The organism is Bradyrhizobium sp. USDA 4473 (assembly GCF_054063335.1).
In genome coordinates this window covers 5,343,081-5,366,754 of sequence record NZ_JBSSGE010000001.1, presented here as the reverse complement: position 1 = coordinate 5,366,754, position 23,674 = coordinate 5,343,081, and the positions used below count along the sequence as shown (strand labels likewise).

Sequence of the window (23,674 nt, the reverse complement as noted above, 5' to 3'; positions counted from 1 at the left end):
AAACGCCATGTAAGGCAATTCATATCGGGTCTGGCCGACAGGCGAAAGGGCCGCACCGTACCTATTCCCAGCCGGTTCCAGCCGCGATTTTGCCGTTGTGCTGGCGCAAACAGCCGCACCGGCAGGCTTCTTAGTATTTTGTCTACGTTTTCAATCAAATAAGAACCCATGGCCCGAACGATCCGATGATTCGGGGCCGCAGAGGACTTCTGTGATCCGATCCGCCCGCGCAGGCACATTGCGATCGACGGCGCTGGCGACGAGCCTGGCGCTCGTCGTCGGCCTTGCCGCCGTCACGGCCAGTGCATGGGCCGCCGAAGACGCGCCCGCAGCCAAGCCGGCTGCCCAGGACACGACTGCCAAATCCAGCGCTGCGAAGCCGGCCGCGCCGAAGAGTGCGGCTCCCAAGAGCACCACTCCCAAGAGCTCGACCGGGAAGCCGGTGCATTCCAAGCCGGCCGCGAGCAAGAGCGGCGAAACCAAACACAGCGCCGTCAAGACCGACGCTGCCAAGACGACCGGGTCCAAGTCCGGCACGGCCAAGACGGACGGCGCCAAGACGGACGGCGCCAGGGCCGCTCCCAAGGCCGAGGCCCACAAGACCACGACTCCTAAGTCCACCGAATCCAAGACCACCACTTCCGCGACATCAAAGCACACTGCGCCGGCTGCAACAGGAACGATCTCGACCAGGTCGGTGCCCGCGCCCGCGCTGGTTCCGGCGACCCGCCAGCATGCCGCGCCGATCGCGCGCAAGCCGGTGCTGCCTGCGGCGATCGCCGCGACATCGTCGACGTCGCAGTCGGACAAGGAAGCGCTCGCCGGCGTCGTCGAGCTGTTGCGCAAGCGCAAGCCGTCGGATGCCACCGAGGCCGAGGCCTCGATCTCCGATCCGGTCGCGCGCAAGCTTGCCGAATGGCTGATCCTGCGCAGCGAGGACAATGGCGCCTCGGTCGAACGCTACCGCGCCTTCCTCGACGCCAATCCGAGCTGGCCGTCGCAGACGTTCCTGCGCCGCCGCATCGAAGCCTCGCTGTGGGACGACCGTCGCGACGACTCCGTGGTATGGGGCTGGTTCCAGAATGAATCGCCGGTCTCGGCCAAGGGCAGGCTCGCGCTCGCCAAGGTGATGCTCGGGCGCGGCGACCGCGGCAATGCCGAGCGCCTGGTACGCGAGGCCTGGCGCAACGATCCGATGAGCGAGGACACCGAATCCGCCGCGCTCGAGATGTTCGGCTCGTTCCTGACCGCCGGCGATCACAAGGCGCGCATGGACACCATGCTCTACGGCACCGACAACGAGGCCGCCGGCATCCGCGCGGCCAAGCGCCTCGGCTCCGGCTATCTGGCGCTGGCCAAAGCGCGGATCGCGGCCAACCGAAAGGGCTCGAACCTGCGCGCGCTGCTCGAAGAGGTGCCGCGCGAATTGTCCGGCGACACCGGCTATCTGTTCGCCAAGATCCAGCTGCTCCGCCGCGAGGAGAAATTCGCCGAAGCCGCGCAGCTGATGCTGAGCGCGCCGAGGGACGCTGCGCGCCTCTACAACGTCGACGAATGGTGGGTCGAGCGCCGGCTGCTGGCGCGCAAGATGATCGACGTCAACGAGTTTCGCACCGCCTATCTGATCGCGCGCGACGCGGCGCTGCCGGCGCGCGACATCTACAAGACCGAGCAGGAATTCACCGCGGGCTGGATCGCGCTGCGCTTCCTCAACGATCCCGCCCTCGCCGCCCAGCATTTCGCGCGGATCGGCGTCGGCAGCGCCAACCCGACGGCGCTGGCGCGCGCCGGCTATTGGCAGGGCCGCGCCGCGGAGGCTGCCGGCCGCAGCCAGGAGGCGCGCGCCGCCTATGGGCGCGCGGCCGAACAATCCACCAGCTATTACGGCCAGCTCGCGCGCGCAAAACTCGGCCTGCCGCAGATCGAGCTCAACAGCGCGCCGCGCGGCCGCGGCGCCGACCGGCTCGAGATCGTGCGCGCGGTCGCCCTGCTCTACGAAATCGACGCCCGCGAACTCGCGATCCCGATCTTCGGCGACATGGGCGACAACGGCGATCCGGAAGCGCTGGCCGGCCTCGGCGAGCTCACCGCGCGCCACGGCGATGCCCGCGGCATGCTGCTGATGGGCAAGGCCGCACTCAACCGCGGCCTGCCGTTCGACCACTACGCCTATCCGGTCAACGGCATCCCCTCGTTCCGCCAGGTCGGGCCCGAGGTCGAGCAGAGCGTGGTCTACGCGATTGCGCGGCAGGAGAGCGCGTTCAATCCGGCGGTGGTGTCGCCGGCGCAGGCCTACGGCTTGATGCAGGTGACGCCGGACGCCGGACGCTACGTCGCCAAGCGCGCCGGCATCGGCTTCGACCTCAACCGGATGAAGACCGACCCGGTCTACAACGCGATGCTCGGCGCTGCCGAGCTCGGCGGCCTGCTCGAGGACTATCGCGGCTCCTACATCCTGACCTTCGCCGCCTACAATGCCGGCCGCGGCAGCGTGCGGAAGTGGATCGAGCGTTATGGCGACCCGCGCGACCCCAAGGTCGACGCGGTCGACTGGGTCGAGCTGATTCCGTTCTCGGAGACGCGGAACTACGTCCAGCGGATCATGGAGAACCTGCAGGTCTATCGCGCCCGGTTCGGCGGCGGCACCCGATTGCAGATCGAGGCCGACCTGCATCGCGGCACCGGGGTGGAATGAGCCGTTGCGGCCGGTTTTCAACAGCCGTGCGGCGACGCGCCTCCGGCCCCGCCCGATCTTCAGTCTAAGCCATTGCTACATCTTATATTTCCGTCCATGATCCGAGCCGGCGCCGGCTAGCCGATGCGCGATATAAGGGCTCGGCGCCCGCCCGCGGGCCGCCGGAGACCGCGCTGCCACCAAATCACCTTGTCGCAATCTGAATCTGCCGCTTGCGGCTCAGCGCCCACTCGGGCATATCGGCGCCACCGGAGAGGTGGCCGAGTGGCTGAAGGCAACGCTTTGCTAAAGCGTCATACGGTCTCAAGCTGTATCGAGGGTTCGAATCCCTCCCTCTCCGCCAGCCCGTTGAAATCGCCACAGAATTTCGGCACTTTTGATTGAGCCCGCTCGCCTGATACAAGCGGGCTTTCTTTTCCTATTCCGCCGGATCGGGCTTCCGCAGCGAGTCGCGGCTTCCATCGTGCATCCAACGGATCGCAGCAGCTAAGACACAATGTTGAAATTGGACGCGCTAACGGTGCTCGAGGTCGCGCCGTTCAGCCACACCGACGTGTCGCTGTCGACCTGGACCACGAAGTAGGCGCCGTTCTGGTAGGAGTGCGACAGCACGTCCGCAAACGAACTGAAGCCTGTGCCGTTCAGTTGCACCGTGTCGGTGGCGGCATTGAAATCCTGAATCACCTGGACGCTCGGCACATCGTTGGAGACAAAAGTGTTGTTGCCGCCACCGCCGAAATAATAGTTCACGCCGGTGCCGCCATCGAAATAGTCGTTGCCTGCACCGCCCAACAGCACATCGGTGCCGTCGCCGCCAAACATCACGTCGTTGCCGGCTCCCCCGTAGAGGTAGTCGTTACCTCCGTATCCGTAGGCGGTATCGTCGCCGGCATCGCCAATCAGCACGTCATTGGCGCCAGAGCCAACAGCGACATCGTTGCCGTCGCCTCCATAGGCCGTGCCTCCGCCGGACGGCATGTACAGGTAATCATCGCCCGCGTTGCCTTCGAGCAGGTCGACACCTTGATCGCCGATAAGGGTGTCCGCGCCCTGGCCGCCGTAAATGCTGTCGTTGCCCTGTCCTCCGTAGGCCATCAGCCGGTCGGTGACTGATCCGGAGCTACTGATGATAATACTGTCGTTTCCATCGCCGCCCTGGAGCACAGTCAGGGTGTTACCCAAGCCGATGGTGCCGCCATAGATCGTGTCATCGCCGGCGCCGCCGTCGATCGCAGACCCCGGTCCAGTGATGACGTCGTTACCGAGGCCACCATAGGCGTTCCCCAGACGGAAAGACCCGTCCCAGCCCGTGGTGATCGTATCATTGCCTTCGCCGCCATAAAGGAAACTGCCTTGGCCCTGGATGGAATCGTCGCCTCCATCTCCTGACAAGGTCGAATCGAAGGCTGACAGAGTGTCATTGCCTTCGCCGCCGTAGATTATGGCTGAATCCTCGTGAGAGATGCTCGAACTGAGGCTATCGTTGCCATTGCCGCCATAGATGACGCTACCGGTCATCGTCGCAACGAGCGTATCGTTGCCGTCTAGTCCATAAAATACGTCCTCACCTGCAGTTGCGGCGTGGTCGTCGTCGCTCAGCGTTCCAACGTACGTTGTCATGGCGTCCTCCGCATATCCCGCTCACAGAGTATAGTAAGGGAGTATAGCAAGCTCGCAGCACTACCAAAGGTAGACGATGGTGCGAGCGTGGTGTCGGGAACCGCAGTCCGGGAACCGGTGTCTATGCACCTCCGGCCGCAATTCGAACTCATTGCAGCTTGCTGGAGGGTTGCCGTCTCACCCTCATGGTGCCGATCGCCCTGCTTTCCGGAGCTTATGGCCAGCCCCGGACGGTTGACCTCACAGAACTTTATTTACCTTTTCGGCACCACAAATCGGACGAGATAAAGCTTCGGAAGCGAAGTATCGCGATATTGGCTTCCGGTGAGACGCAACAGGCAGCAAGCTCCATGGCCGACTACAACTTGGAAGGACCCGTCTGGTCATCGAAGACCATCACGTGGAGTTTTGCCACGGCCAATTTCTCGGGGCAGCCCGAGACATACTCGGCGTTTTTTCAGCCCGGTGAATATGAGCAGGAAATCATCGATGCCTTGAGGCGATGGTCTGCCGTGGCCGATGTGACGTTCGTCGAGGTGGCGGATTCTGCCAGCGCCGACATCCGTTTTGGACTCGGCACTTTTGACGGCCCTTACGGGATCCTGGCAGAGACCTCGTACTACTACTCCAACGGCGACTTTCTGCCCGATGTCACGATCAGCTTTGACCAGGCCGAGACTTACTCGTCTACGTCCAGCGGCTTGGAGCTTTCGGGAGGAATAAGTTTCGAGGCCGTCGCGACCCACGAAATCGGCCATGCACTGGGCCTCGCTCATTACGACGGCGGCCCGGCCATCATGAACACCTACGCTAGCGCCGGCGTGACCAATCTGACGCAGTCGGACATCGACGGCATTCAGGCACTTTATGGACCGGCCTCCGGCCAACCGGATGTCCCAGCCGGCACCGTCGTCACCAACGGCTCGGCGGCGAATGATGTTCTGCTGGGAAGCAATGCGGCCGATGCCATCTACGCTTTCGGCGGCAACGACTACATCTATGCCTACGGAGGCGACGACTTTCTGTTCGGCGGCGACGGCACTGATGTCCTGCTTGGCGGCAGCGGAAATGACGCGCTTTATGGCGGCACGGGTTTCAACTACCTGTATGGCGGCGACGGCAACGATGCGCTGTTCGGCTCGGGGGGAGCGTCGGCGTCCGATGTCAACGTGATGTTCGGCGAAGCCGGGAGCGACCTGCTCTATGGCGGAGCCGGCACGAACTATTTTTACGGCGGCGCTGGCGTCGACACCATGTTCGGCGGTTCCGGGCTGAACATCTTCATCTCGTCAGGCGAGAGCGACGGCAACGTCATCTATGGCGGTTCGGGCCAGAACTACGTCTACGGCTCCAACGGAGGCGACACAGTCACGGGCGGCAGCGGCGTCGACGTGTTTCTGATGGGCTCCGGTAACGACCTCATCAGCGGCGATGGCGGGGTTGACTACGCGTGGGGCGGCGGCGGGAGGGATACATTCCTGATCAGCGATGCCTCATCTGGAGTCATGGTGATCGAGGACTTCAACACGGGCGGTGTGAATGACCTCCTGAGCTTCGCAGCTACGTCGCTCCATTCGTTTGCCGATGTTCAGGCAGCCGAGTTCTATTCGCCCGGCATCAACACCACGATCATCACGGACGCGGCCGGCAACGCCGCCTGGCTGATCGGCATCGCGCCCGGACAGCTCAGCGCAAGCATGTTCAGCTTCGCTTGAGACGGTCGTTCCGCGCGCCCCCTTTCAGGGTGGTGGTCGCCAACAGCGCCACCCGGCTGTTCGCCTGAAAAGGCGCCGCACCACTTCCGGACCGTTGGGGGCACACGGTTGGACACGGTTTGATAGAGGCGATCGCTGACAGCAAGCCTCGCCTGGACACCGGCATTCACCTCCGCGTGAATGAAACATCATTTCCACCGCCGCGAAGCGAGCGCGCAACAAACCGCGCTCAGCATCCCCGCATCGTTTTCATTCACCTGAATATTTTCCGGAGTAGAGCCATGCAGCAAGACAGCGGCGTTCAATTCCAGGATCTCGACCAGATTTTGCGCAATGCCCAGCTTCGTCGCTCCGCCGACCTCGGTCCCTGGCTACGGCAGTGCTTCTCGCCCAAGGTAACCAGGCTCGTCTTCGCAACGTCGCTGGCTTGCATGGTCGTCGTGCTGGCGATCATCGCCGCCCCGCGGCCCGTCTCGAGCGCAGCACTTGGCAGCCAATGGCAGTGCAGCAAGGCGGCGTTCGTCCTAACGACCTGTCGCCAAGCCGGCCCTGCGCACTCATAGCGAGCAGCCGCATTGCCTGCAGGAACGTCAAGGAAGCAAAGGTGATCTGACCCAGCCGCGCGAAAGGGATCGCACGACCGCGACCTTGCTTGGCCGGTGAAACCATTTGGCGGGCGATACCGTAGCTGGAGCGCCGGCCGCTTTCTTCCATTTTGGTGCTACCGGCCGGCTGGGGCCGTTCGGTCTTTCCCAGTCACGGACGGCCCCACTTTGCGTCCATCCATGCTGGGTGTCAGCTTCCCCTCGGCCGGATTATCTGGCATCGTCATGAACGATCCTCCGCCTGGTCGGGATCGGGCTGCACGCGACGACATAAGAGACGACATAAGAAGAATTGGGATGAACGGCCCAAGCCGCGGTCTCAGGATAGCGATCTGCTTCGCGCTGGCTCTCGTTCTGCCGGCAGCGCAGACGCCGCCAAAGGTACATGCCCGCGATGCGTGGGGTGTGGTTGACAGGGAATGTCGCGATGTCGCGCCGCCGCAGGCCAAGATTCGGGCATGCCTCAACCTGCTCAGGGATCGACGGCTCTCGACCGCCTATCTTGCGCCGATCAACGGCGAAATATCGAGCACGTTCGAGAGCTTGCGGGATTACGCCAAGGCCATCAAATACAAGAAGATCGAAATTGAGCGCGCGAACACTGCGGTGACGCAACCTTCTCCGTCGCGCGAAGCTCTTCCTGCGAGTTTTGGCGCGATGTCTCTCCGTTACATGGAGCTCGGGACATTGCAGTCGCTCAATCGCCTCGCCAACTTCAACAGCCAGTCCGATGAAGCGCGCCGAGGCGCCGCCGAGGAGCAAGGCAACTACAATCTGGCGCTGTCATACAACCCGATGAACTATAGGGCCTATCGCTACCGGGCCGACATTCACAGCCTGTTCTGCGACAGCGCGTCCGCCGCTCAGGACATGGAGGCCGCAGTCAGGTTTGCCGAACAGACCGGAGATCAGGATGCCGCGCGCGACTACAAGCGCGCCGCGCTCAGCGCCTGCATTCCGGCCTGGCGCCGCGACTAGCCGGCGAGACCAAGGCTGCACCCGCCGATGGCCTCTTCCGCGCCAGACCGCCCCGACCGTAGTCCTGCGGACCCGCAACTGGCAGGCAATTTGCGATGTCTCCGTGAACGGTTCGGCGCCAGCTGTTCCCTGTGCCGAACTCAGACATTCGGAGCCCGCAAATGAACATGCATCATCGTTTTGAGACAGCCCGCGGACGCGCCGGACGCGAGTCGACGATCAGCAAGATGCTGTCCGACCTGGCCCGCGCCTGCCAGCAGATCGAAGCCGACATCGCGACCGAAGAAGCGCGCACGGGAATTTACGACCGATCGGACGCGAGGTATCCAATCCTGGCAAGGTCGCTCAACGAGCGGTGCGCCAATCTCAAGGGCACCATCGCCACACTCGAGCAGCGTATCACCGACGGATCCCGGCGCTAACGGCGTCAGCCGCTGCCGCGGGTCGACGGATCGAGATTCCGGTTCTCGCCCGGCGGGATCGGCCCAAAGCCTGGATATCTGTACCAGCCCGAAGGGAAAGGCTGTTCGCTTGGAGCAATGATGAGGTGCTGTCGCACCCGCCGGTGATGTGCCGTTGCCGCGTCGGCAGCCGCGTTCACGAGGGCCAACGTCAAGGCCAAGGACATACGCAAGGACATCCGCAAGGCGACACGCATCGCGATCACTCCGCTTCAATGAACACGTGATCGCCGACCGTAACGCTCCATTCCGCCCCGGCCCCTCACCCCTGATCAAAACGGCGAGATCGCCGATCTCCGTGACCTATCGCGGATCGCGCGGGGTCCTCCGCGGCCGCGGGAAGGCCTGCGCGCAGGCGACGCCGAGCAGCGCGAGGCCGCCGCCAACGACGTGGAAGGGCCTGACCGGCTCGCCCAGCATCACGATCGCGGCCACGGCCGTCAGCACCGGCAGCAGGTTCATGAAGATCGCGCAGCGGTTCGGGCCGAGTTGCGCGACACCACGGATCCAGAGGAACGGCAGCACCACCGAGGCCAGCGCGCCGGCATAGAGGATCAGCGGCAGCGTTGCGCCATTGATCTGCCGCAGCGGTGCCGGGGTCGCGAGGAATGCGGGAAACATCACGGCCAGCGCGCACAGCGCCTGCATGAAGGTCGATTGCCATCCGGTGATCGGCAGATTCCAGCGCTTCAACAGCACGCCATACAACGCATAGACCATCGCGGCGAGCAGCATCAGCGCGTCGCCCGCGTGCACGCCGCTCTGCAACAGCGACGGCAAGTCGCCGCCGCTGACGAGATAGACCAGCCCCGCAAACGACAGAGGCGCGCCCCAGAGCATGCCAAGCGTCGGCTGCTCGCCGAGCAGCGCGGCACTGAGCGCGACCGTCAACAGCGGTGTCAGCGCAGTGAACACGGCCATGTTGGTCGCGGTGGTGGTCTCGGCGGCCAGATACGACAGGCTCTGGAACAGGCACATCGCGAGGAAGCCGAGGATCGCGAGCGGACCGAGATGCGGCCAGATCGCGCGCCGATTGCGCCAGGCGGCGCGCGCCACGAACGGCGACATCAAGAGCACCGCGACCAGCAGGCGATAGAAGGTGATCGCCTGCGGACCGATCGTGTGCGCCGAGAGGCGCGAGACGATGACGTTGCCGGCCCACAGCACGATGGCAACGAAGGGATACAGGAGTGCAACATTCTTCTTGAACATGATCCGGCAGCGCGTTGGTGAAGGACCCACCAGCAACTAGCTGTCGCGCCAAAGTCCGTCTCACGCTAGAATGACCTCGCCTAGCGAGATTGGGACATACGATTGGGACTTGCGATTGGGACTTGCGAGACGAACGTGTTGGACGAGCTGATCACACGGCACCTCGACTATCACGCCACGGCACGGCCGATGGCGGCGATGGAGATCGACTATCCGAGCGGCGCGTCGACCGGCCAGCATGCGCATCCGCGCGGGCAATTGCTCTACGCGATCGAAGGCGTGATGATCGTGCGCTGCGCCGAGGGCACCTGGGTGGTGCCGCCCAACCGCGCGGTATGGCTGGTCGCCAATCTCGCACACGAGGTCCGGATGTGCGGCGCGGTCAAGATCCGCACGGTGTTCGTTGATAGCACCGCGGCACCCGATCTGCCGCAGACCAGCTGCGTCTTCACGGTCTCGCCGCTGCTGCGCGAATTGTTCGTCGCGGCGATGCGGGTGCCGCTGGACTACACCCCCGGCACCAGCGACGAGCGGCTGATGCGGGTGCTGCTCGACCAGCTCAGCGAAATCGATGTGCTGCCGCTGCATCTGCCGATGCCGCGCGACATCAGGCTGGCGCGGATCTGCAAGGCGCTGGTGAACCGCCCGGACGATGCCTCGACCGCCGGGCAATGGGCGCGAAGGCTGAAGCTGACGTCGAAGACGATCCATCGCCTGTTCGCGAAGGAAACCGGCATGACCTTCGGCGAATGGCGTCAGCAGGCCCGCCTGCTGTTCGCGCTCGAACGCCTCGCGCAGGGCGCGCGCGTGGTCGACGTCGCGCTCGATGCCGGCTATGCCAGCCAGAGCGCCTTCACCGCGATGTTCCGCAGGCATTTTGGCGTGCCGCCCAACGCGTTTTATCGATAGCGCGTGGCGGCGGGATAGCTAGCGCTCCGCAGGCGCGGACTGCGCCGCCGGTCCCAAAATCCATTCCCTGAACGCTGCGATCTTCGGAAGCCCCTGCCGGTTGTCGGGGCAGACGAGATAGTAGGCGAACTCCTCCAGATGCGCGGTATCGAGCAACTGGATCAGTTCGCCGCTCTCGATCTCGCTTGCGACCATCGCCGCCGGCAGCAGGCCCGCGCCCTGCCCGGTCAGCACGGCCTTCAGCAGCAGGCTGCTGTCGTCGAACGAGGGACCGCGCGGCGCGCGGACCTCTTCGATGCCGTTGGCCTGAAACCACAGGCTCCAGCCCTTGCGATCGGCGTCGTGGACCTGCGGCCAGCCCGCGAGATCAGCGGGAGAGGCCGGCCGCCCGAGCCGCGCAACCAGCGAGGGCGCCGCCACCACCACCATCGCGACCGTGACGACGCGGTCGCTGCGTAGCCCCGGATAGCGGCCAAGGCCGTGGCGCACCGCGACGTCGATGCCGCTGCGCGAGAAATCGACCAGCGTGTTGCTGGTGACGATCTGAAGATCGATCTCGGGATGCGTGTGCTGGAACGACGCCATCCGCGGCACCAGCCAGGCCGACGCGAAGAACGGCGTGACGCTCACCGTCAGTGTGCCGACGTCGACAGATGCAGCGACGCGGCGCGAAGCTTCCGCGATCTGGCGAAACGCATTGCGGATCGACGGCAGATAGTCGCGCCCGGCGTCGGTGAGGTAGATGCCGCGCGGCACCCGCTCGAACAGTTTTGTGCCGAGATGCGCTTCCAGCGTCTTGAGCATCTGGCTGACCGCGCCCGGCGTCACGCACAGCTCCTCGGCCGCGAGCTTCACCGAAAGATGGCGGGCGGCGGACTCGAACGCCTTGAGCGCGTTCAGGGGTGGAAGCCGGCTTTCCATGATTTAGATTTTCTAATCTCAATCCCGCAGCAAATCTGGTTTGCCAATTCAGCTATTCAGCGTTGGATTAGCCTATCTCAACGCTGAAAGCCGCGTCAACGCAGAGAAATCAGAGCCAATAAAGTTAGATTATCTAATCATCAAATGGAGCTCTGACGGCGGCTTTCGGTTTCCTGATGGAGACAAGACATGACTGATATCCCCAACAAGCTCGCTTTGCGCGAGATCGGCGCGCGCGGCCAAACCGGCCAACTCGTCGATCGCATCAACGCATCGCAAGCAGGCAGCCTGCCCGGCCTGCTCGACTTTCAATGGCTCGACGCCGGACGTGGCCACATCCGCGGCCGCTTCGAGATCGCCGCGAAGCACTTCTCGCCGCACGGGCTGTTGCACGGTGCAAGCCTCGTCGCGTTGGCGGATACCGCGTGCGGGTTCGGCTGCCTCGCCTCCTTGCCGGACGGCGCGATCGGCTTCGCCACCTCAGAGCTGAAGACCAACTTCATCGGTGCCGCGCGCGACGGCAGCGTGAGCTGCGAAGCCCACCTCGTTCACGCCGGCCGCACCACCCAGGTGTGGGACGCGGAGATCAAGAGCGAGGCGACCGGCAGGACCATCGCGCTGTTCCGCTGCACGCAGATGCTGCGCTATCCGCCGGCCAAGCCAGCAGATCGCGCAGCTTAGGGAGAACGAACATGAGGAACGCGGTCATGCACGCCGGTTATCAGAGAGCAAAACCGTTCTACGGCTGGGCGGTCGTCGCGGCCGCCTTCGTCGTGACCATGATCGGCTTCGGCAGCGCCTACACGTTCTCGTCCTTTGTCGAGTCGTTGCAGCGGGAGTTCGGCGCCTCGCGCGGCTCGGTCTCGCTGGTGTTCTCCTTCGCGGGCTTCCTGTATTTCGGCCTCGGAATCGTCTCCGGCCCGCTTGCCGATCGCTGGGGCGCGCGCCGGCTCGCTTGCCTTGGAATGGCACTGGTCGGTCTCGGCATGGTGCTGGCGGGACAGGCGCAGACCATCCTTCAGGTCTATGCCGCCTACAGCATCGGGATCGGCGCCGGCGTCGGCTGCGCCTATGTCCCGACACTGGGCGCCGTGCAACGCTGGTTCGTCCGGCGGCGCGGTTTTGCGTCGGGCCTCGCCGTCAGCGGGATCGGCGTCGGCACGCTGGTGATGCCGCCGCTCGCGACCTGGCTGATCACGAGCCTCGGCTGGCGCGACGCCTATGTCGTGCTCGGCGTCGTCGCAGTCGTTGCCGGGATCGGCGCGTCGCTCTTGATCGCGGACGATCCCCGGCGCTACGGCACCGGCCCGGACGGCGATCCGCTTGAGGCAGGCTCGAGCGCGCCGCTCCAGCAGGGCGTCTCGATCCGCGGTGCGATCAAGACCGCCCGCTTCGCCGGGCTCTATGCGGCCTGCCTGATCAGCGCGTTCGGGGTGTTCGTGCCGTTCGTGCATCTGGTGCCGTTTGCGGTCGATCATCAGGTGGCACCGGCGCTTGCCGTGCTGCTGCTCGGGATGATCGGCGTCGGCAGCACCGCCGGCCGCTTCTTCCTCGGCGGCATCGCCGACCGGGTCGGCCGCGATGCGTTCCTGGTCGCGATGTATCTCGGCATGGCGGTGTCGCTGGCGATCTGGGCGATCGCCGGCAGCTTCTGGTCGCTGACGGTGTTCGCGCTGCTGTTCGGCGTGTTCTATGGCGGCTGGGTCGCGATCCTGCCCGCCGTGGTGACCGATCATTTCGGCGGCCGCATTGTCGGCGGCATCATCGGCATCCTCTACACCAGCGTCGCCTTTGGCACGCTGCTGGGTCCGAGCGCCGCCGGCTTCGCCTACGACATCGGCCACAGCTACTTCATCCCGGTGGCGATCAGCGCCGCCGCCAACCTCGTCGCCGCCGTCATCGCGATGGCGACGATGCGGACGGCCTCACCGATCGTATCGGTCGCGCGGTGACGCCTCATGACGGTCGGGGATGTCAGTGCTAGGTTTGGAAAGCACCACTTCCATCGGCTCGATACCTGCATGACCATCCCGTTCGCCATGACCAATGCCTGGACATACCGGCGAGCCGACCGGGCCGGCATCGTCGAGCTGGCATCTTGGCGCGGTGCCGGCTCGCTCGGCCTCCGGCCGCACTTCCATGACGAAAGCCAGATTGTGCTGGTGCTGTCGGGGTCGCGCGCCTTTCGCATCGATGACGCGACCGTCACGGTGCCTGCCGGCCATGCCGCGCTGATCCCGGCGGGACTGCTGCATGCACCGATGCCGACGGCGGACGCGGAGACGGTCTGCCTGAACGCCTATCTACCGGCGAGCCGCGCCTGCTCGACGCTGCGGGTCGTTCGGATCGGAAAGCGCTGGCGGAGCGTCGACGAGATATCGCCCGAGGACATCCTCGAGATCGCCGACGCTAGCCTGTCGCACAAGCCGTCCCCGGCCGGGCCCACCGACCGGGCGAAGCTCGGCGGCACCCTGACCGAGAGTGCGGAGTCGATCCGCGCTATTGCCGCGAGCCTGGGACGAAGCCGCGAAGGGTTCAGCCGCTTGGTGAGGCGCGAGCTCGGCGTCGCACCGCATGCCTTCCGACAGCTCGCCCGGCTCAATGTTGCCCGGCAGTTGCTGCGCGCCGGTGAGCCGATCGCCGCAGCAGCGGCCGATGCGGGTTTCGCCGACCAGAGCCACCTCACCCGCCTGTTCCGCCGCACCTTTGGCACCACGCCGGGCGTCTACTGGCGCGATTGACGACGTCACAGACGTTCCAGACGGAGCGCGGCTCCGCCCGCTAGCCTGCTCACCCTCGAATGGGTGAAGCATGGACGTTCAGACCGGTCTCTTGCTGCTCGCCGCCGGCGTCGCGGGCGGCATCATCAACGCACTGGCGGGCGGCGCGACGCTGATCACGTTTCCGGCGATGCTCGCGGCAGGCCTGCCGGCCGTGATCGCCAACGCGTCGAATGCGGTGGCGATCTCGCCGGGGCATCTGATCGCGGCGCTCGCCGATCGCGGCAAGCTGCCACGGCCGAGCCGGCGCACGATCAGCTTCGTCGCCGTCTCCACCCTGGGCGGCGCGATCGGCGCCGGCGTGTTGCTGCTGCTTCCCGAGCGGCTGTTCGTGCTGCCGGTGCCGGGGCTGATCGCATTCGCCACGCTGCTGTTCGCGTTCGCGCCGCCGATCCAGCGATGGAGCATCGGGCACCAGACGGAGGCAGCTCTGCCCTCGACCGGTGCGAGCAGTACCGTCCTTGGATTGGCGTGCGTCTATGGAGGGTTCTTCGGCGCCGGGCTCGGCGTCATACTGACCGCGGTGCTCTCGATCACCGAGCCCAACGACATCAGGGCGATCAAGGCGTTGAAGAACCTGCTCGCGACCTGCGTGTCGCTCGCCGCCACAGTGATCTTCATCGGCGAGGGAGCGGTGCGATGGCCGGAGACGCTGGCGATGCTGCTCGGCGCCATGATCGGCGGTTACGCCGGAGGCTACCTGATCCGGATCCTTCCCGCGCCCATCGTCCGGCACTTCGTCATCGTCGCCGGAGCTGTCATGACCTTGATCTACGCGGCGCGATACTGGTTCTAGATGGAGCGAGGGAGCCGAGGCTCCCAGCTCGATAGCAGAGCGTTTTCGAGCGAAGTGGACGACCGGTTCGCGTGAAGAAAACGCGTCAAAACGACAGATTAGTGCGTCGTCATCCAGGCGCGGGCTTCGCGCTGGGCAGCCGCGATCTCGACGTCGGACATCTGCTCGGCGACTTCGCGACGGTGCGCGATCGCATCGGTACGTCCCTTGAGCGCCGCCAGGTTGAACCATTTGTGCGCCGCGACGAGATTGACCACGCCGGAGCGGCCGCTCGCCCAATACATGCCACGCTCGAACAGCACGTCCTGGATTGCCGTCGCAGCAACCGGGACCGCGCTTTCCTGATCGATGACCCCCTGAAACATTGTCGTCATTCCCCTTTTTGTTGTTGGCCGCCCTCCCCCGAGCGCGGCCCCCGTCCACTGTTGAACTACCCTGATATCCCCGGGCTGATCTCTTGATCATGCCCGCGCTGGTCCCGGAGGATCATGCGCTTGCCGTTTGCCGGCTTGTTGGGATGATCATGGCCCATCAAATTTGAAGAGCGGTTTAAGTATCGCGATGAACGGGATGTAAATCGGCGCCGCCCGGGCCGTTTGCAGGAATCGCAAAAGTGCCTGTGCCGCAGGCACATCTGTGCATTCGTGAACGCCGGTTTACCCTGCTGTTTCGGACAACGATAACCATCGCGGACAATGGCCCGCGGGCGCTGCCGCCCGGGCGGTCGGCAGTCAGTCCTGAGATTGACGAAGGGATGGCAGAACCGGCGAACGGTCCGCGGAATGACGCACCACCGGGTGCACAGGCACATGCAACGCGAGGCCGTGAAGCCTGACGTCAGTCCAGAGCTGGAATGGGGAAAATGGTTGCCGGGGCGCGGACTGCGCAGGCCGCCGGAACGAGGGGGTCGGCGAACACGTCAGGACCAGATTTCAGTCGGCATTCTCGCCGGTGAAATTGCGGAACCGAGCGGGCTCCGCACCGAACGAAGAAATCTCTGTTTCTTCTGCCGGACCGGTTTGGGAAGGTTGCCCTCTCCGAAATTCGATCCAGCCGTTTGACCTGATGTCTCGCCGACACCCTCTTTCGTCAGCCAGAGCCTTGGGTGGGATGTGCCTCTCAGCAGTCCGTCCGCCGGCTCTTGCGACGTGCCGGCGTCAAAGCCGCCGGCAATCCTCTCAAGGCGAGAGGCTTACTTCTTCTTGGCGACCTTGCGGGTCTTCTTCGCAGTCTTCTTCACTGCGCTCTTCGCCTTCTTAACCTTCTTCGCCTTCTTTGCCTTCTTAGCCATGTTGCCCTCCAGTATGTGAGATGGCTCTACTTCGCTGCGTGCACTCGGGAATCGATATGCACTACTTCCCGAATACACCAACAGACCGAAAAAAACAGTGTCCCGCTTAAGGAAGTGTTGACGCAGCGATGGCAGTGCGCACAGCGCGCGCCGCCGTTCAAATCGACGATGCATTCGCGCGACGATGCGAGAAGTGCAACAGCGGCCGACATCGGCATTTGTCAACGTCGCAGGAAATGCCTTGTATTGCAGGCTTTCGTTGAATTCGCATCGAAGCGATCGACGCGCGATCGACGTTGCGCTGAGTCGCGAGCGGCGACGAAAAGCGGCGCGGCGCGGACGCCGAGTCGTAATTTTTGGCAACGAAAAAATTTTCGTGGGAAAGACGGCTTTTGCCTCGTTTGAGGTCGTCCGAGCCGGTTTCGCGAACGAATCGCAGCTGCGCCGATTCGGCGCCGAGGGCGGCGGTGCGACCGTCGCAAGAGGCTGTGAGGCAGGATCACGCCGCGTTCACGCGCGCGCGACGAGGCGAGAGGCGATCGCGCGAGAGCATGATCCGGTCGGATCATGCGCCAAGGACAACATCATTGTCCTGTCGGTTCAGATGCCGAGCTTCGACTTCAAGAGGTCGTTGACCGCCTGCGGGTTCGCCTTGCCGCCCGACGACTTCATCACCTGACCGACGAACCAGCCGACCAGTTGCGGCTTCGCCTTGGCCTGCTCGACCTTGTCGGGATTGGCCGCGATGATGTCGTCGACCACCTTCTCGATCGCGCCGAGATCGGTGACCTGCTTCATGCCGCGCGTCTCGACGAGCGTGCGCGGATCGCCGCCCTCCTGCCAGACGATCTCGAACAAGTCCTTGGCGATCTTGCCGGAAATCGTTCCCTCGCCGATCAGGGCGACGATCGCGGAGAGTTGCTCGGCCGACACCGGCGACGCTGCGATGTCGACGCCTTCCTTGTTGAGACGGCCGAACAGCTCGTTGATCACCCAGTTGGCGGCGAGCTTGCCGTCGCGCGCCTTGTCGGCAAGGCCTGCAAGAACCGTCTCGTAGAACTCCGCGCTCTCGCGCTCGGCGACCAGCACGCTCGCATCATAGGGCGACAGGCCGAAGCCCGTAATAAAACGGGACTTCTTCTGGTCCGGCAGCTCCGGCAACTGCGCCTTGAGATCGTCGACGAAGGCCTGGCTGAACTCGAGCGGCAACAGATCGGGGTCCGGGAAGTAGCGATAGTCGTGCGCCTCTTCCTTGGAGCGCATCGAGCGCGTCTCGCCCTTGTTCGGATCGAACAGCCGGGTTTCCTGGTCGATCGAGCCGCCGTCCTCGATGATCTCGATCTGGCGCCGCGCCTCGTACTCGATCGCCTGGCCGATGAAGTTGATCGAGTTCATGTTCTTGATTTCGCAGCGGGTGCCGAACGCGGTCTCGCCGTAACGGCGCACCGAGACGTTGACGTCGGCGCGCAGGCTGCCCTTCTCCATGTCGCCATCGCAGGTGCCGAGGTAGCGCAGTATCGAGCGCAGCTTGGTGACGTAGGCCTTGGCCTGCTCGGCGTCGCGGATGTCGGGCTTGGAGACGATCTCCATCAGCGCGACGCCGGAACGGTTGAGGTCGACATAGGACATCGTCGGCGACTGGTCGTGCAGCAGCTTGCCGGCGTCCTGCTCCAGATGCAGCCGCTCGATCCCGATCGTGGTGCTGCGGCCGCCGTCGAGCTCGAGCGACACCTCGCCCTCGCCCACGATCGGCGACTTGTATTGGCTGATCTGGTAGCCCTGCGGCAGGTCGGGATAGAAATAGTTCTTGCGGTCGAACACCGAGCGCAGATTGATCTTCGCATTCAGCCCGAGACCGGTGCGCACCGCCTGGCGGACGCACTCCTCGTTGATCACGGGCAGCATGCCCGGCATCGCGGCATCGACCAACGAGACATGAGAGTTGGGCTCGCCGCCGAATGCGGTCGATGCGCCCGAGAACAGCTTTGCGTTCGAGGTGACCTGGGCATGGATCTCCATGCCGATCACGACCTCCCAATCGCCGGTGGCGCTCTTGATCAGTTTATGCGGGGCGGCAGCTGCGGTCATGGATCTCGGTTTCCGGACAAAGTGATATCTGGGATGGATTGGGCTTCGCGCAACCGACCGCGCCAGTCAAGCCGCCTTGCTGTCCCCTTGCTGCCCCTTCGCGGCCCGCAGCGGCGCGTCAGGCGCGGATCAGAGCCCGCGCCGGAACTGCTGATAGGCCTTGCTCGAGCGCAGCGCGTCCGCGCCGCCCATGATCAGCTGGTCGACCTGCTCCGGCGGCAGCGACAACCGCGTCGGGATGGCGTTCAGGATGCCGGCCCGCTCCGGTCCGAGCCGGTCGAAGCCGAGCCGCTCGACATAGATCGCGACGTCGCCGCATTTCCAGCCGGCGCCGACCCCGAGCCTCGAGCGATCCGCCGCCGACAGGCCGCAGCGCCAGCGCTTCAGCTTGCCCGACCAGTCGTCGGCGAGCGCGGTGAAGGCCGCATAGCTCGAGCGCACGCTGGCATCGATTGCGGTGTCGGCGGCCGCCGACACCAGCTCGACACCGCTCGGCCCTTCCAGCGTCTGCACGAAATCGCCTGAGATGCCGCGGCCGGCATCGACCACCAGGAACAGGATGCGCTTCAGCCTGGCCGCCTGGCGTTCGCTCAGCGGTTCATAGGGATGCTGCGCGGCGAGCAGACCGATGCTCAGTCCCGACAGGCCGTAATTGTCGACCAGGCCGCCGTCGAGCAGCTTGACGTAGCGCATCGAGCCGTCGCGGTAGCGCGCCTGGGCCTCGGCGTAGGAACGCAGCAACGGCTGCGCGTTCGGATCGTTGCGTACCCGGTCGTACCAGGGCGGCAGCGGCGCGGCGCAGCCGCCGGGATAGGTTTGTAGCACGATCGGCGCGAACGCCAGCGGCACCGCGGCCGATGCCGCCACCGCTTCGGCGACGCGATAGGCGCGGATGTCGCTGCACAGCGCGTCGAACGACGTCTTGCCGAACACGAACGGCGTGCGGTTGTAGATGTCGGAGGCATTGATCCACACCCGCGGCCGACGGTCGTCGGGCAATGCCTCGAACCGTGCGCCGTCGAACAGGTTCTGATCGAGCCAGTCGGTGAACTGGCTGTCGTTGACGCCGCCCCCCAGCGCGCGCCCGATATTGCCGAGCGAGATCCTGGTCTTCAGCCCTTCCTCGGCATTGCGCAGCAGGAAACGTTCGCGGAAATCGGCGAGCGCCGCGCGCCGCTTCAATCCGAAGTAGGCGGCGGTGATCGATCCGCCGGAGACGCCGGACACGAAGTCAACGCGGTCGAGCAGTGTCTTGGTGCCCGCCACACTCGAATGCGTATGATCGAGCTCCTCCAGCACGCCAAAGGAGAACGCCGCCGCACGGGTGCCGCCGCCGGAGAACGACAGCGCAAGCAGCAAATCATCTTCGTAGGTCGGGAAATCGCGGGCGCTGTTGTTGTCGGCAAGCGCGGCACCGAGCGGCACGTTGCCCGGGAGATTGTAGACGGACGCGCAGCCGGCAAGGCCCGCCGCCACCCCGGCCACCAGCAACGCCGACAGCCATCCCCCTATCCCCAACCCACGCACGACTACTCTCTATTGCCGCTGGTCCCCGCCCGGTTCCATTAGCCTATCACGGCCAATCTGGGCGGCGGCATGGCGGCCGAAACACGGTTAATGATCGCGGTGCCAAGACACCGGCATCTGGCTGCGGCATCCGGCACCGATCGTTCAGGCCAGCAGCGCGGAGACGATCCGCTCCCACTCGGCCTCGACCGTGTCCGTTGCGACGGGTTGGCCGGCCTGGCGATACCAGTAGCCGGCATTGGAAAGATCGCCCTCGACGCGATGCAGATGTGCGTGCACCCAGGCCGAATTGGCGTCGCTCTCGTTCATCACGATGCGGTGCGCCTGGTCCCAATCGCCCTTCCTCGCCCACCACAATGCGGCGAGCGGCGGCGACAGCGCCGGATCCGGCGCGGCGTCATTCAGGCTGGCACGGAAACCCGTCATCGCTCACCACCATTTCGGCGCCGTGAAACGTCCAGCCGCCTGCTCGATCACTTCACCGAGCGAGAACAGCGTCTCCTCGTCGAACGGACGGCCGATCAGTTGCAGGCCGAGCGGCAGGCCCTGCGTGTCCTTGCCCGCGGGCACGGCAATGCCCGGCAGGCCCGCCATGTTCACGGTCACGGTGAAGATGTCGTTGAGATACATCTCGACCGGATCGGCGCCGCCCTTCTCGCCGATACCGAACGCCGCCGACGGCGTCGCCGGCGTCAGGATCGCGTTCACGCCCTTGGCGAAGCAGTCCTCGAAATCCTTCTTGATCAGCGTCCGCACCTTCTGCGCCCGCAGATAATAGGCATCGTAGTAGCCGGCCGAAAGCACATAGGTGCCGATCAGCACGCGCCGCCGCACCTCGTCGCCGAAGCCGTCGGCGCGGGTGTTCTCGTACATCTCGATGATGTTCTTGGCCGGCTCGCGCAGCCCGTAGCGCACGCCGTCATAGCGCGCGAGGTTCGACGAGGCTTCCGCCGGCGCCACGATGTAATAGGCCGGCAGCGCGTATTTGGTGTGCGGCAGCGACACCTCGACGAGCTCGGCGCCTGCGGCCTTCAGCCACTGCGCGCCCGCTTCCCAAAGCTTTTCGATCTCGGCCGGCATGCCGTCGAGGCGATACTCCTTGGGGATGCCGATCTTCATGTCCTTCACGGATTTGCCGATCGCGGCCTCGTAATCCGGCACCGCGATGTCGACCGACGTGGTGTCCTTGGGATCGTGTCCCGCCATCGAGCGCATCAGGATCGCAGCGTCGCGCGTGGTGCGCGCGATCGGGCCGGCCTGGTCGAGCGAGGATGCAAACGCCACGATGCCCCAGCGCGAGCAGCGGCCATAGGTCGGCTTGATGCCGACGGTCGCGGTGAACGCGGCGGGCTGGCGGATCGAGCCGCCGGTGTCGGTCGCGGTCGCACCCATGCAGAGCAGCGCCGCGACTGCCGAGGCCGAGCCGCCGGACGAGCCGCCCGGCACCAGCGTGGTGTTGGAGCCTTCGCGCCGCCACGGGTTGGTGACCGGACCGAAGCACGAGGTCTCGTTCGACGAGCCCATCGCGAACTCGTCATTGTTGAGCTTGCCGAGCAGCACCGCGCCGTCGCGCCAGAGCTGCGAGGTCACCGTCGACTCGTAGGGCGGAATGAAATTGCCGAGGATCTTCGAGCACGCCGTGGTCCTGATGTCGCGGGTCGCGAACAGGTCCTTGATGCCGAGCGGGATGCCGGCCAGCGGTCCGCCCTCGCCCTTGGCGATCTTCGCGTCAGCCACCTTCGCCATCTCGCGTGCGCGGTCGGGTGTCTCGAGCACATAGGCATTGAGCACGCGCGCGGCTTCGATGGCGGCGAGATGTGCGTCGGTCAGTTCGCTCGCGGTGAAAGACTTGCTCGCCAGGCCCTCGCGGGCCTCGGCGATCGTCAGCGATGTCAAATCGGTCATTTATTGATCGGGCTGCAGAAGAACGGAGACAGGGTCTTGTCGTTGGCGGGGTCGTCCTGGCGCGCTTTATTCTCTTTGGCGCGCTCGGCGTCGAGCGCCTCGAGATGGTCGAGCACGGCGTCCATCGCCGCATTGGGATCGGCGACCTTCCCTTTGCGCTCCATTGCATCGAGGAAGTCCATATAGGCCTTGTAGGCCTTCTCATCGTCGCAGAGCAGACACATCGGGATCGTCCCAGAACAGAGAGCTACTCGACCACCTTCGGCACCAGGAAGAAGTCGTTCACGGTGTCGGGCGCGTTGCGGACGATGATATCGGCGATCTCGCCGTCATTGACCACATCGGCGCGCTTCTTCATCTCCATCGGCGTCACCGAGGTCATCGGCTCGACGCCCTCGATATTCACTTCCGAGAGCTGCTCGACAAAGGCCAGCATCGCGTTCAGCTCGCCCTGAAGGTGGGGAACTTCGGCGTCGCTGACCGCGATCCGCGCCAGATGCGCGATGCGGCGGACGGTCGTGGCGTCGACGGACATTATATAGGGCCCCAAGTCTGAAAGGTCAGGCTGAAGATCAGCCTGCCGTATAGCAGAGGCCGGTTTTGCGCCGCAACAGCGCCGGCCAAGGCCCAGCCCGAAGACCCTCGCCGGACGGGCCGCGGGCCTGGGCCGCCGACGATTCGGCGGCAAAACCGGGCGATGAAACCACTTTGCCGGCCCGGCGCAGTCGTCCGGAAACATTCGCGGCGCCTACTGCCCGCAAAGAGAAGACTACGGGAGTCCGTCATGTCCATGCCCGAAACCACCCCCCAGCCGGGAGGCTGGGACCCTGCGCTGTGGTCGATCGGTACCGTGATCGGCGTCGCGATCCTTTACGTGGCCTGCCTGGTCTGAGCGAGGCCGTCGCCATGTCGTCCCAGGCAAAAATCCTGCAGGAAAAGGCCGAGATGTTCGAGCGCCGCGCTGAAAGCGCCACCGACCCGATCTCCCGGCAACATTACCGGGAAATGGCCGCGCATTACCGCAGGCTCGCGACCGAGCATCTGGAGATCAACCAGAGCGAGCCCGCGCGTCAGGCTTGAGATCGCGTCAAGCCTGAGAGAGCGCCCCCATCCGCGCCAGCGCGGCGCCTGCCAGTGCCCGGGTCAGTTCGGCCGCGGGCATCTCCTTGCCCATGCGCACCGCCTGCCCGGCCCACAGATTGGTGAAATCGACCTTGCCCTGCTGTTCGGCCGCGGCCTTCAGCGGACCGAGCGCGGTCGCGGCATGCGGAAACGCCGGCGCGTCCGGCGAGATCGGGCCGACCTCGCGCATCACACGGTTGGCGACGCCGCGCGCCGGACGCCCGGTCATCACATTGGTGATGACGGTCGATTCATCGTTCGCCTGCGCCAGCGCGATACGGCCCTGCGCGGTCACCCTGGACTCCCGGCAGCGCAGATAGGCGGTGCCGATCTGCACGGCTGAGGCGCCGAGCGCCAATGCCGCCGCGATGCCGCGTCCGTCGGCGATGCCGCCGGCCGCGACGACCGGCACCTTCACCGCATCCACCACCTGCGGCAACAGGGAGAACGTGCCGGGCTGCTCGGAGATATTGTCGGTCAGGAACATGGCGCGATGGCCGCCGGCGTCGGCGCCCTGCGCGATGACGACATCGGCGCCGTTCTCTTCCAGCCAGATCGCCTCCCTCACCGTGGTCGCCGACGACATCACGATGGCGCCCGCTGCCTTCACCCGCTGCAACAGCTTTGGCTCCGGCAGGCCGAAATGGAAGCTGACAACCTCGGGCTTCAGCTCCTCGACCACGGCGCAGAACGCCGCATCGAACGGCGCGCGGTTCGCGGCGTTGATGTGCGCATCGGGATCGAGGCCGTGCTCGCGATAGTAAGGCGCCAGCCGCTGCCGCCATTGCGCCTCGCGCGCCGGATCGGCGTCGATCGCCTTGTGGCAGAAGAAGTTGAGATTGACCGGCGCCGACACGCGCTGGCGGATGATGTTGACCTGCTCGCGCGCCTTCTCGGCCGACAGCATCGCGCACGGCAGCGAGCCGAGCCCGCCGCCCTGCGCCACCGCAATCACCAGTTCCGCATCCATCACGCCGGCCATCGGCGCCAGCACGATCGGGAATTCGGTGTTGAAACGATCGATCAATCGACGGTCCGGCCACATGGTG

The 23,674-nt window shown here is 65.0% G+C and carries 23 protein-coding genes and 1 tRNA gene; 13 read left to right on the top strand and 11 right to left on the bottom strand.

Going from position 1 to position 23,674, the window contains the following annotated elements:
* Positions 1-211: 211 nt before the first annotated feature.
* Together ACVW17_RS25275 and ACVW17_RS25270 are read left to right on the top strand one after the other, a co-directional pair.
* On the top strand, positions 212-2,695 hold the full coding sequence (locus ACVW17_RS25275) for a transglycosylase SLT domain-containing protein (protein WP_456797981.1): 2,484 nt from the start codon (positions 212-214) through the stop codon (positions 2,693-2,695).
* 250 nt (positions 2,696-2,945) lie between these two features.
* A tRNA-Ser gene (locus ACVW17_RS25270) sits at positions 2,946-3,038 on the top strand.
* Positions 3,039-3,181: 143 nt separating this feature from the next.
* Here the strand turns inward: ACVW17_RS25270 and ACVW17_RS25265 are convergent.
* Positions 3,182-4,315: a calcium-binding protein gene (locus ACVW17_RS25265; protein ID WP_456797980.1), complete on the bottom strand. Its 1,134-nt coding sequence runs from the start codon at positions 4,313-4,315 to the stop codon at positions 3,182-3,184.
* A gap of 350 nt (positions 4,316-4,665) precedes the next feature.
* On the opposite strand from ACVW17_RS25265, the gene ACVW17_RS25260 reads away from it, so the two are divergent.
* The 4 genes from ACVW17_RS25260 to ACVW17_RS25245 all read left to right on the top strand — a co-directional run bounded on the left by ACVW17_RS25260 (position 4,666) and on the right by ACVW17_RS25245 (position 8,035).
* On the top strand, positions 4,666-6,030 hold the full coding sequence (locus tag ACVW17_RS25260) for a matrixin family metalloprotease (RefSeq protein ID WP_456797979.1): 1,365 nt from the start codon (positions 4,666-4,668) through the stop codon (positions 6,028-6,030).
* A 281-nt stretch (positions 6,031-6,311) separates the two neighbouring features.
* Entirely contained in the window at positions 6,312-6,593 is a 282-nt protein-coding gene (locus ACVW17_RS25255) for a hypothetical protein (protein ID WP_456797978.1), read from the top strand.
* Between the two features lie 222 nt (positions 6,594-6,815).
* The gene (locus tag ACVW17_RS25250) at positions 6,816-7,613 is read left to right on the top strand and encodes a hypothetical protein (protein WP_456797977.1); all 798 of its coding nucleotides are present in this window, start codon (positions 6,816-6,818) and stop codon (positions 7,611-7,613) included.
* 161 nt (positions 7,614-7,774) lie between these two features.
* The gene (locus tag ACVW17_RS25245; RefSeq protein WP_456797976.1) at positions 7,775-8,035 is read left to right on the top strand and encodes a hypothetical protein; all 261 of its coding nucleotides are present in this window, start codon (positions 7,775-7,777) and stop codon (positions 8,033-8,035) included.
* Between the two features lie 342 nt (positions 8,036-8,377).
* Here ACVW17_RS25245 and ACVW17_RS25240 read toward each other — a convergent pair whose 3' ends face one another.
* Complete coding sequence (locus ACVW17_RS25240; protein WP_456797975.1) at positions 8,378-9,286, bottom strand: DMT family transporter; 909 nt, start codon at positions 9,284-9,286, stop codon at positions 8,378-8,380.
* A 135-nt stretch (positions 9,287-9,421) separates the two neighbouring features.
* Between ACVW17_RS25240 and ACVW17_RS25235 the strand changes: the two genes are divergently transcribed.
* Positions 9,422-10,195: a helix-turn-helix domain-containing protein gene (locus ACVW17_RS25235; protein WP_456754401.1), complete on the top strand. Its 774-nt coding sequence runs from the start codon at positions 9,422-9,424 to the stop codon at positions 10,193-10,195.
* An 18-nt stretch (positions 10,196-10,213) separates the two neighbouring features.
* On the opposite strand, the gene gcvA is transcribed toward ACVW17_RS25235, so the two are convergent.
* Entirely contained in the window at positions 10,214-11,116 is a 903-nt protein-coding gene (gene gcvA / locus ACVW17_RS25230) for a transcriptional regulator GcvA (RefSeq protein ID WP_456797974.1), read from the bottom strand.
* Positions 11,117-11,305: 189 nt separating this feature from the next.
* Between gcvA and ACVW17_RS25225 the strand changes: the two genes are divergently transcribed.
* The 4 genes from ACVW17_RS25225 (at position 11,306) to ACVW17_RS25210 (ending at position 14,692) form a co-directional block, all read left to right on the top strand.
* Positions 11,306-11,797 carry a PaaI family thioesterase gene (locus ACVW17_RS25225; protein ID WP_456754399.1) on the top strand — a complete coding sequence of 164 codons (492 nt, stop codon included), beginning with the start codon at positions 11,306-11,308 and terminating at the stop codon, positions 11,795-11,797.
* A gap of 11 nt (positions 11,798-11,808) precedes the next feature.
* Positions 11,809-13,068, top strand: a complete 1,260-nt coding sequence (locus ACVW17_RS25220; protein WP_456754398.1) for an MFS transporter — start codon at positions 11,809-11,811, stop codon at positions 13,066-13,068.
* A gap of 69 nt (positions 13,069-13,137) precedes the next feature.
* The gene (locus ACVW17_RS25215; RefSeq protein WP_456797973.1) at positions 13,138-13,857 is read left to right on the top strand and encodes a helix-turn-helix domain-containing protein; all 720 of its coding nucleotides are present in this window, start codon (positions 13,138-13,140) and stop codon (positions 13,855-13,857) included.
* A 70-nt stretch (positions 13,858-13,927) separates the two neighbouring features.
* Complete coding sequence (locus ACVW17_RS25210; RefSeq protein WP_456754396.1) at positions 13,928-14,692, top strand: sulfite exporter TauE/SafE family protein; 765 nt, start codon at positions 13,928-13,930, stop codon at positions 14,690-14,692.
* 98 nt (positions 14,693-14,790) lie between these two features.
* Here ACVW17_RS25210 and ACVW17_RS25205 read toward each other — a convergent pair whose 3' ends face one another.
* Positions 14,791-15,057, bottom strand: a complete 267-nt coding sequence (locus ACVW17_RS25205; protein ID WP_021078341.1) for a hypothetical protein — start codon at positions 15,055-15,057, stop codon at positions 14,791-14,793.
* Between the two features lie 1,119 nt (positions 15,058-16,176).
* On the opposite strand from ACVW17_RS25205, the gene ACVW17_RS25200 reads away from it, so the two are divergent.
* Positions 16,177-16,662, top strand: a complete 486-nt coding sequence (locus ACVW17_RS25200) for a hypothetical protein (protein ID WP_456754395.1) — start codon at positions 16,177-16,179, stop codon at positions 16,660-16,662.
* Here ACVW17_RS25200 and gatB read toward each other — a convergent pair.
* The 6 genes from gatB to gatC all read right to left on the bottom strand — a co-directional run bounded on the left by gatB (position 16,584) and on the right by gatC (position 22,038).
* Positions 16,584-18,071 (bottom strand): Asp-tRNA(Asn)/Glu-tRNA(Gln) amidotransferase subunit GatB, encoded by a 1,488-nt coding sequence (gatB, locus tag ACVW17_RS25195; protein WP_456754394.1) that lies wholly within the window; start codon positions 18,069-18,071, stop codon positions 16,584-16,586. The two genes, ACVW17_RS25200 and gatB, sit on opposite strands and share 79 nt — an antisense overlap.
* A 129-nt stretch (positions 18,072-18,200) precedes the next feature.
* Positions 18,201-19,562: a patatin-like phospholipase family protein gene (locus ACVW17_RS25190; RefSeq protein WP_456756525.1), complete on the bottom strand. Its 1,362-nt coding sequence runs from the start codon at positions 19,560-19,562 to the stop codon at positions 18,201-18,203.
* 180 nt (positions 19,563-19,742) lie between these two features.
* On the bottom strand, positions 19,743-20,024 hold the full coding sequence (locus ACVW17_RS25185) for a hypothetical protein (protein WP_456754393.1): 282 nt from the start codon (positions 20,022-20,024) through the stop codon (positions 19,743-19,745).
* 3 nt (positions 20,025-20,027) lie between these two features.
* Entirely contained in the window at positions 20,028-21,503 is a 1,476-nt protein-coding gene (gene gatA / locus ACVW17_RS25180; protein WP_456754392.1) for an Asp-tRNA(Asn)/Glu-tRNA(Gln) amidotransferase subunit GatA, read from the bottom strand.
* Complete coding sequence (locus tag ACVW17_RS25175; RefSeq protein ID WP_456754391.1) at positions 21,500-21,727, bottom strand: hypothetical protein; 228 nt, start codon at positions 21,725-21,727, stop codon at positions 21,500-21,502. The genes gatA and ACVW17_RS25175 overlap by 4 nt, the downstream gene beginning before the upstream one ends.
* 23 nt (positions 21,728-21,750) lie before the next feature.
* Complete coding sequence (gene gatC / locus ACVW17_RS25170) at positions 21,751-22,038, bottom strand: Asp-tRNA(Asn)/Glu-tRNA(Gln) amidotransferase subunit GatC (protein ID WP_456754390.1); 288 nt, start codon at positions 22,036-22,038, stop codon at positions 21,751-21,753.
* 371 nt (positions 22,039-22,409) lie between these two features.
* On the opposite strand from gatC, the gene ACVW17_RS25165 reads away from it, so the two are divergent.
* The gene (locus ACVW17_RS25165) at positions 22,410-22,583 is read left to right on the top strand and encodes a hypothetical protein (RefSeq protein ID WP_456754389.1); all 174 of its coding nucleotides are present in this window, start codon (positions 22,410-22,412) and stop codon (positions 22,581-22,583) included.
* A 7-nt stretch (positions 22,584-22,590) separates the two neighbouring features.
* On the opposite strand, the gene ACVW17_RS25160 is transcribed toward ACVW17_RS25165, so the two are convergent.
* Entirely contained in the window at positions 22,591-23,670 is a 1,080-nt protein-coding gene (locus ACVW17_RS25160; protein ID WP_456754388.1) for an NAD(P)H-dependent flavin oxidoreductase, read from the bottom strand.
* Positions 23,671-23,674 lie beyond the last annotated feature (4 nt).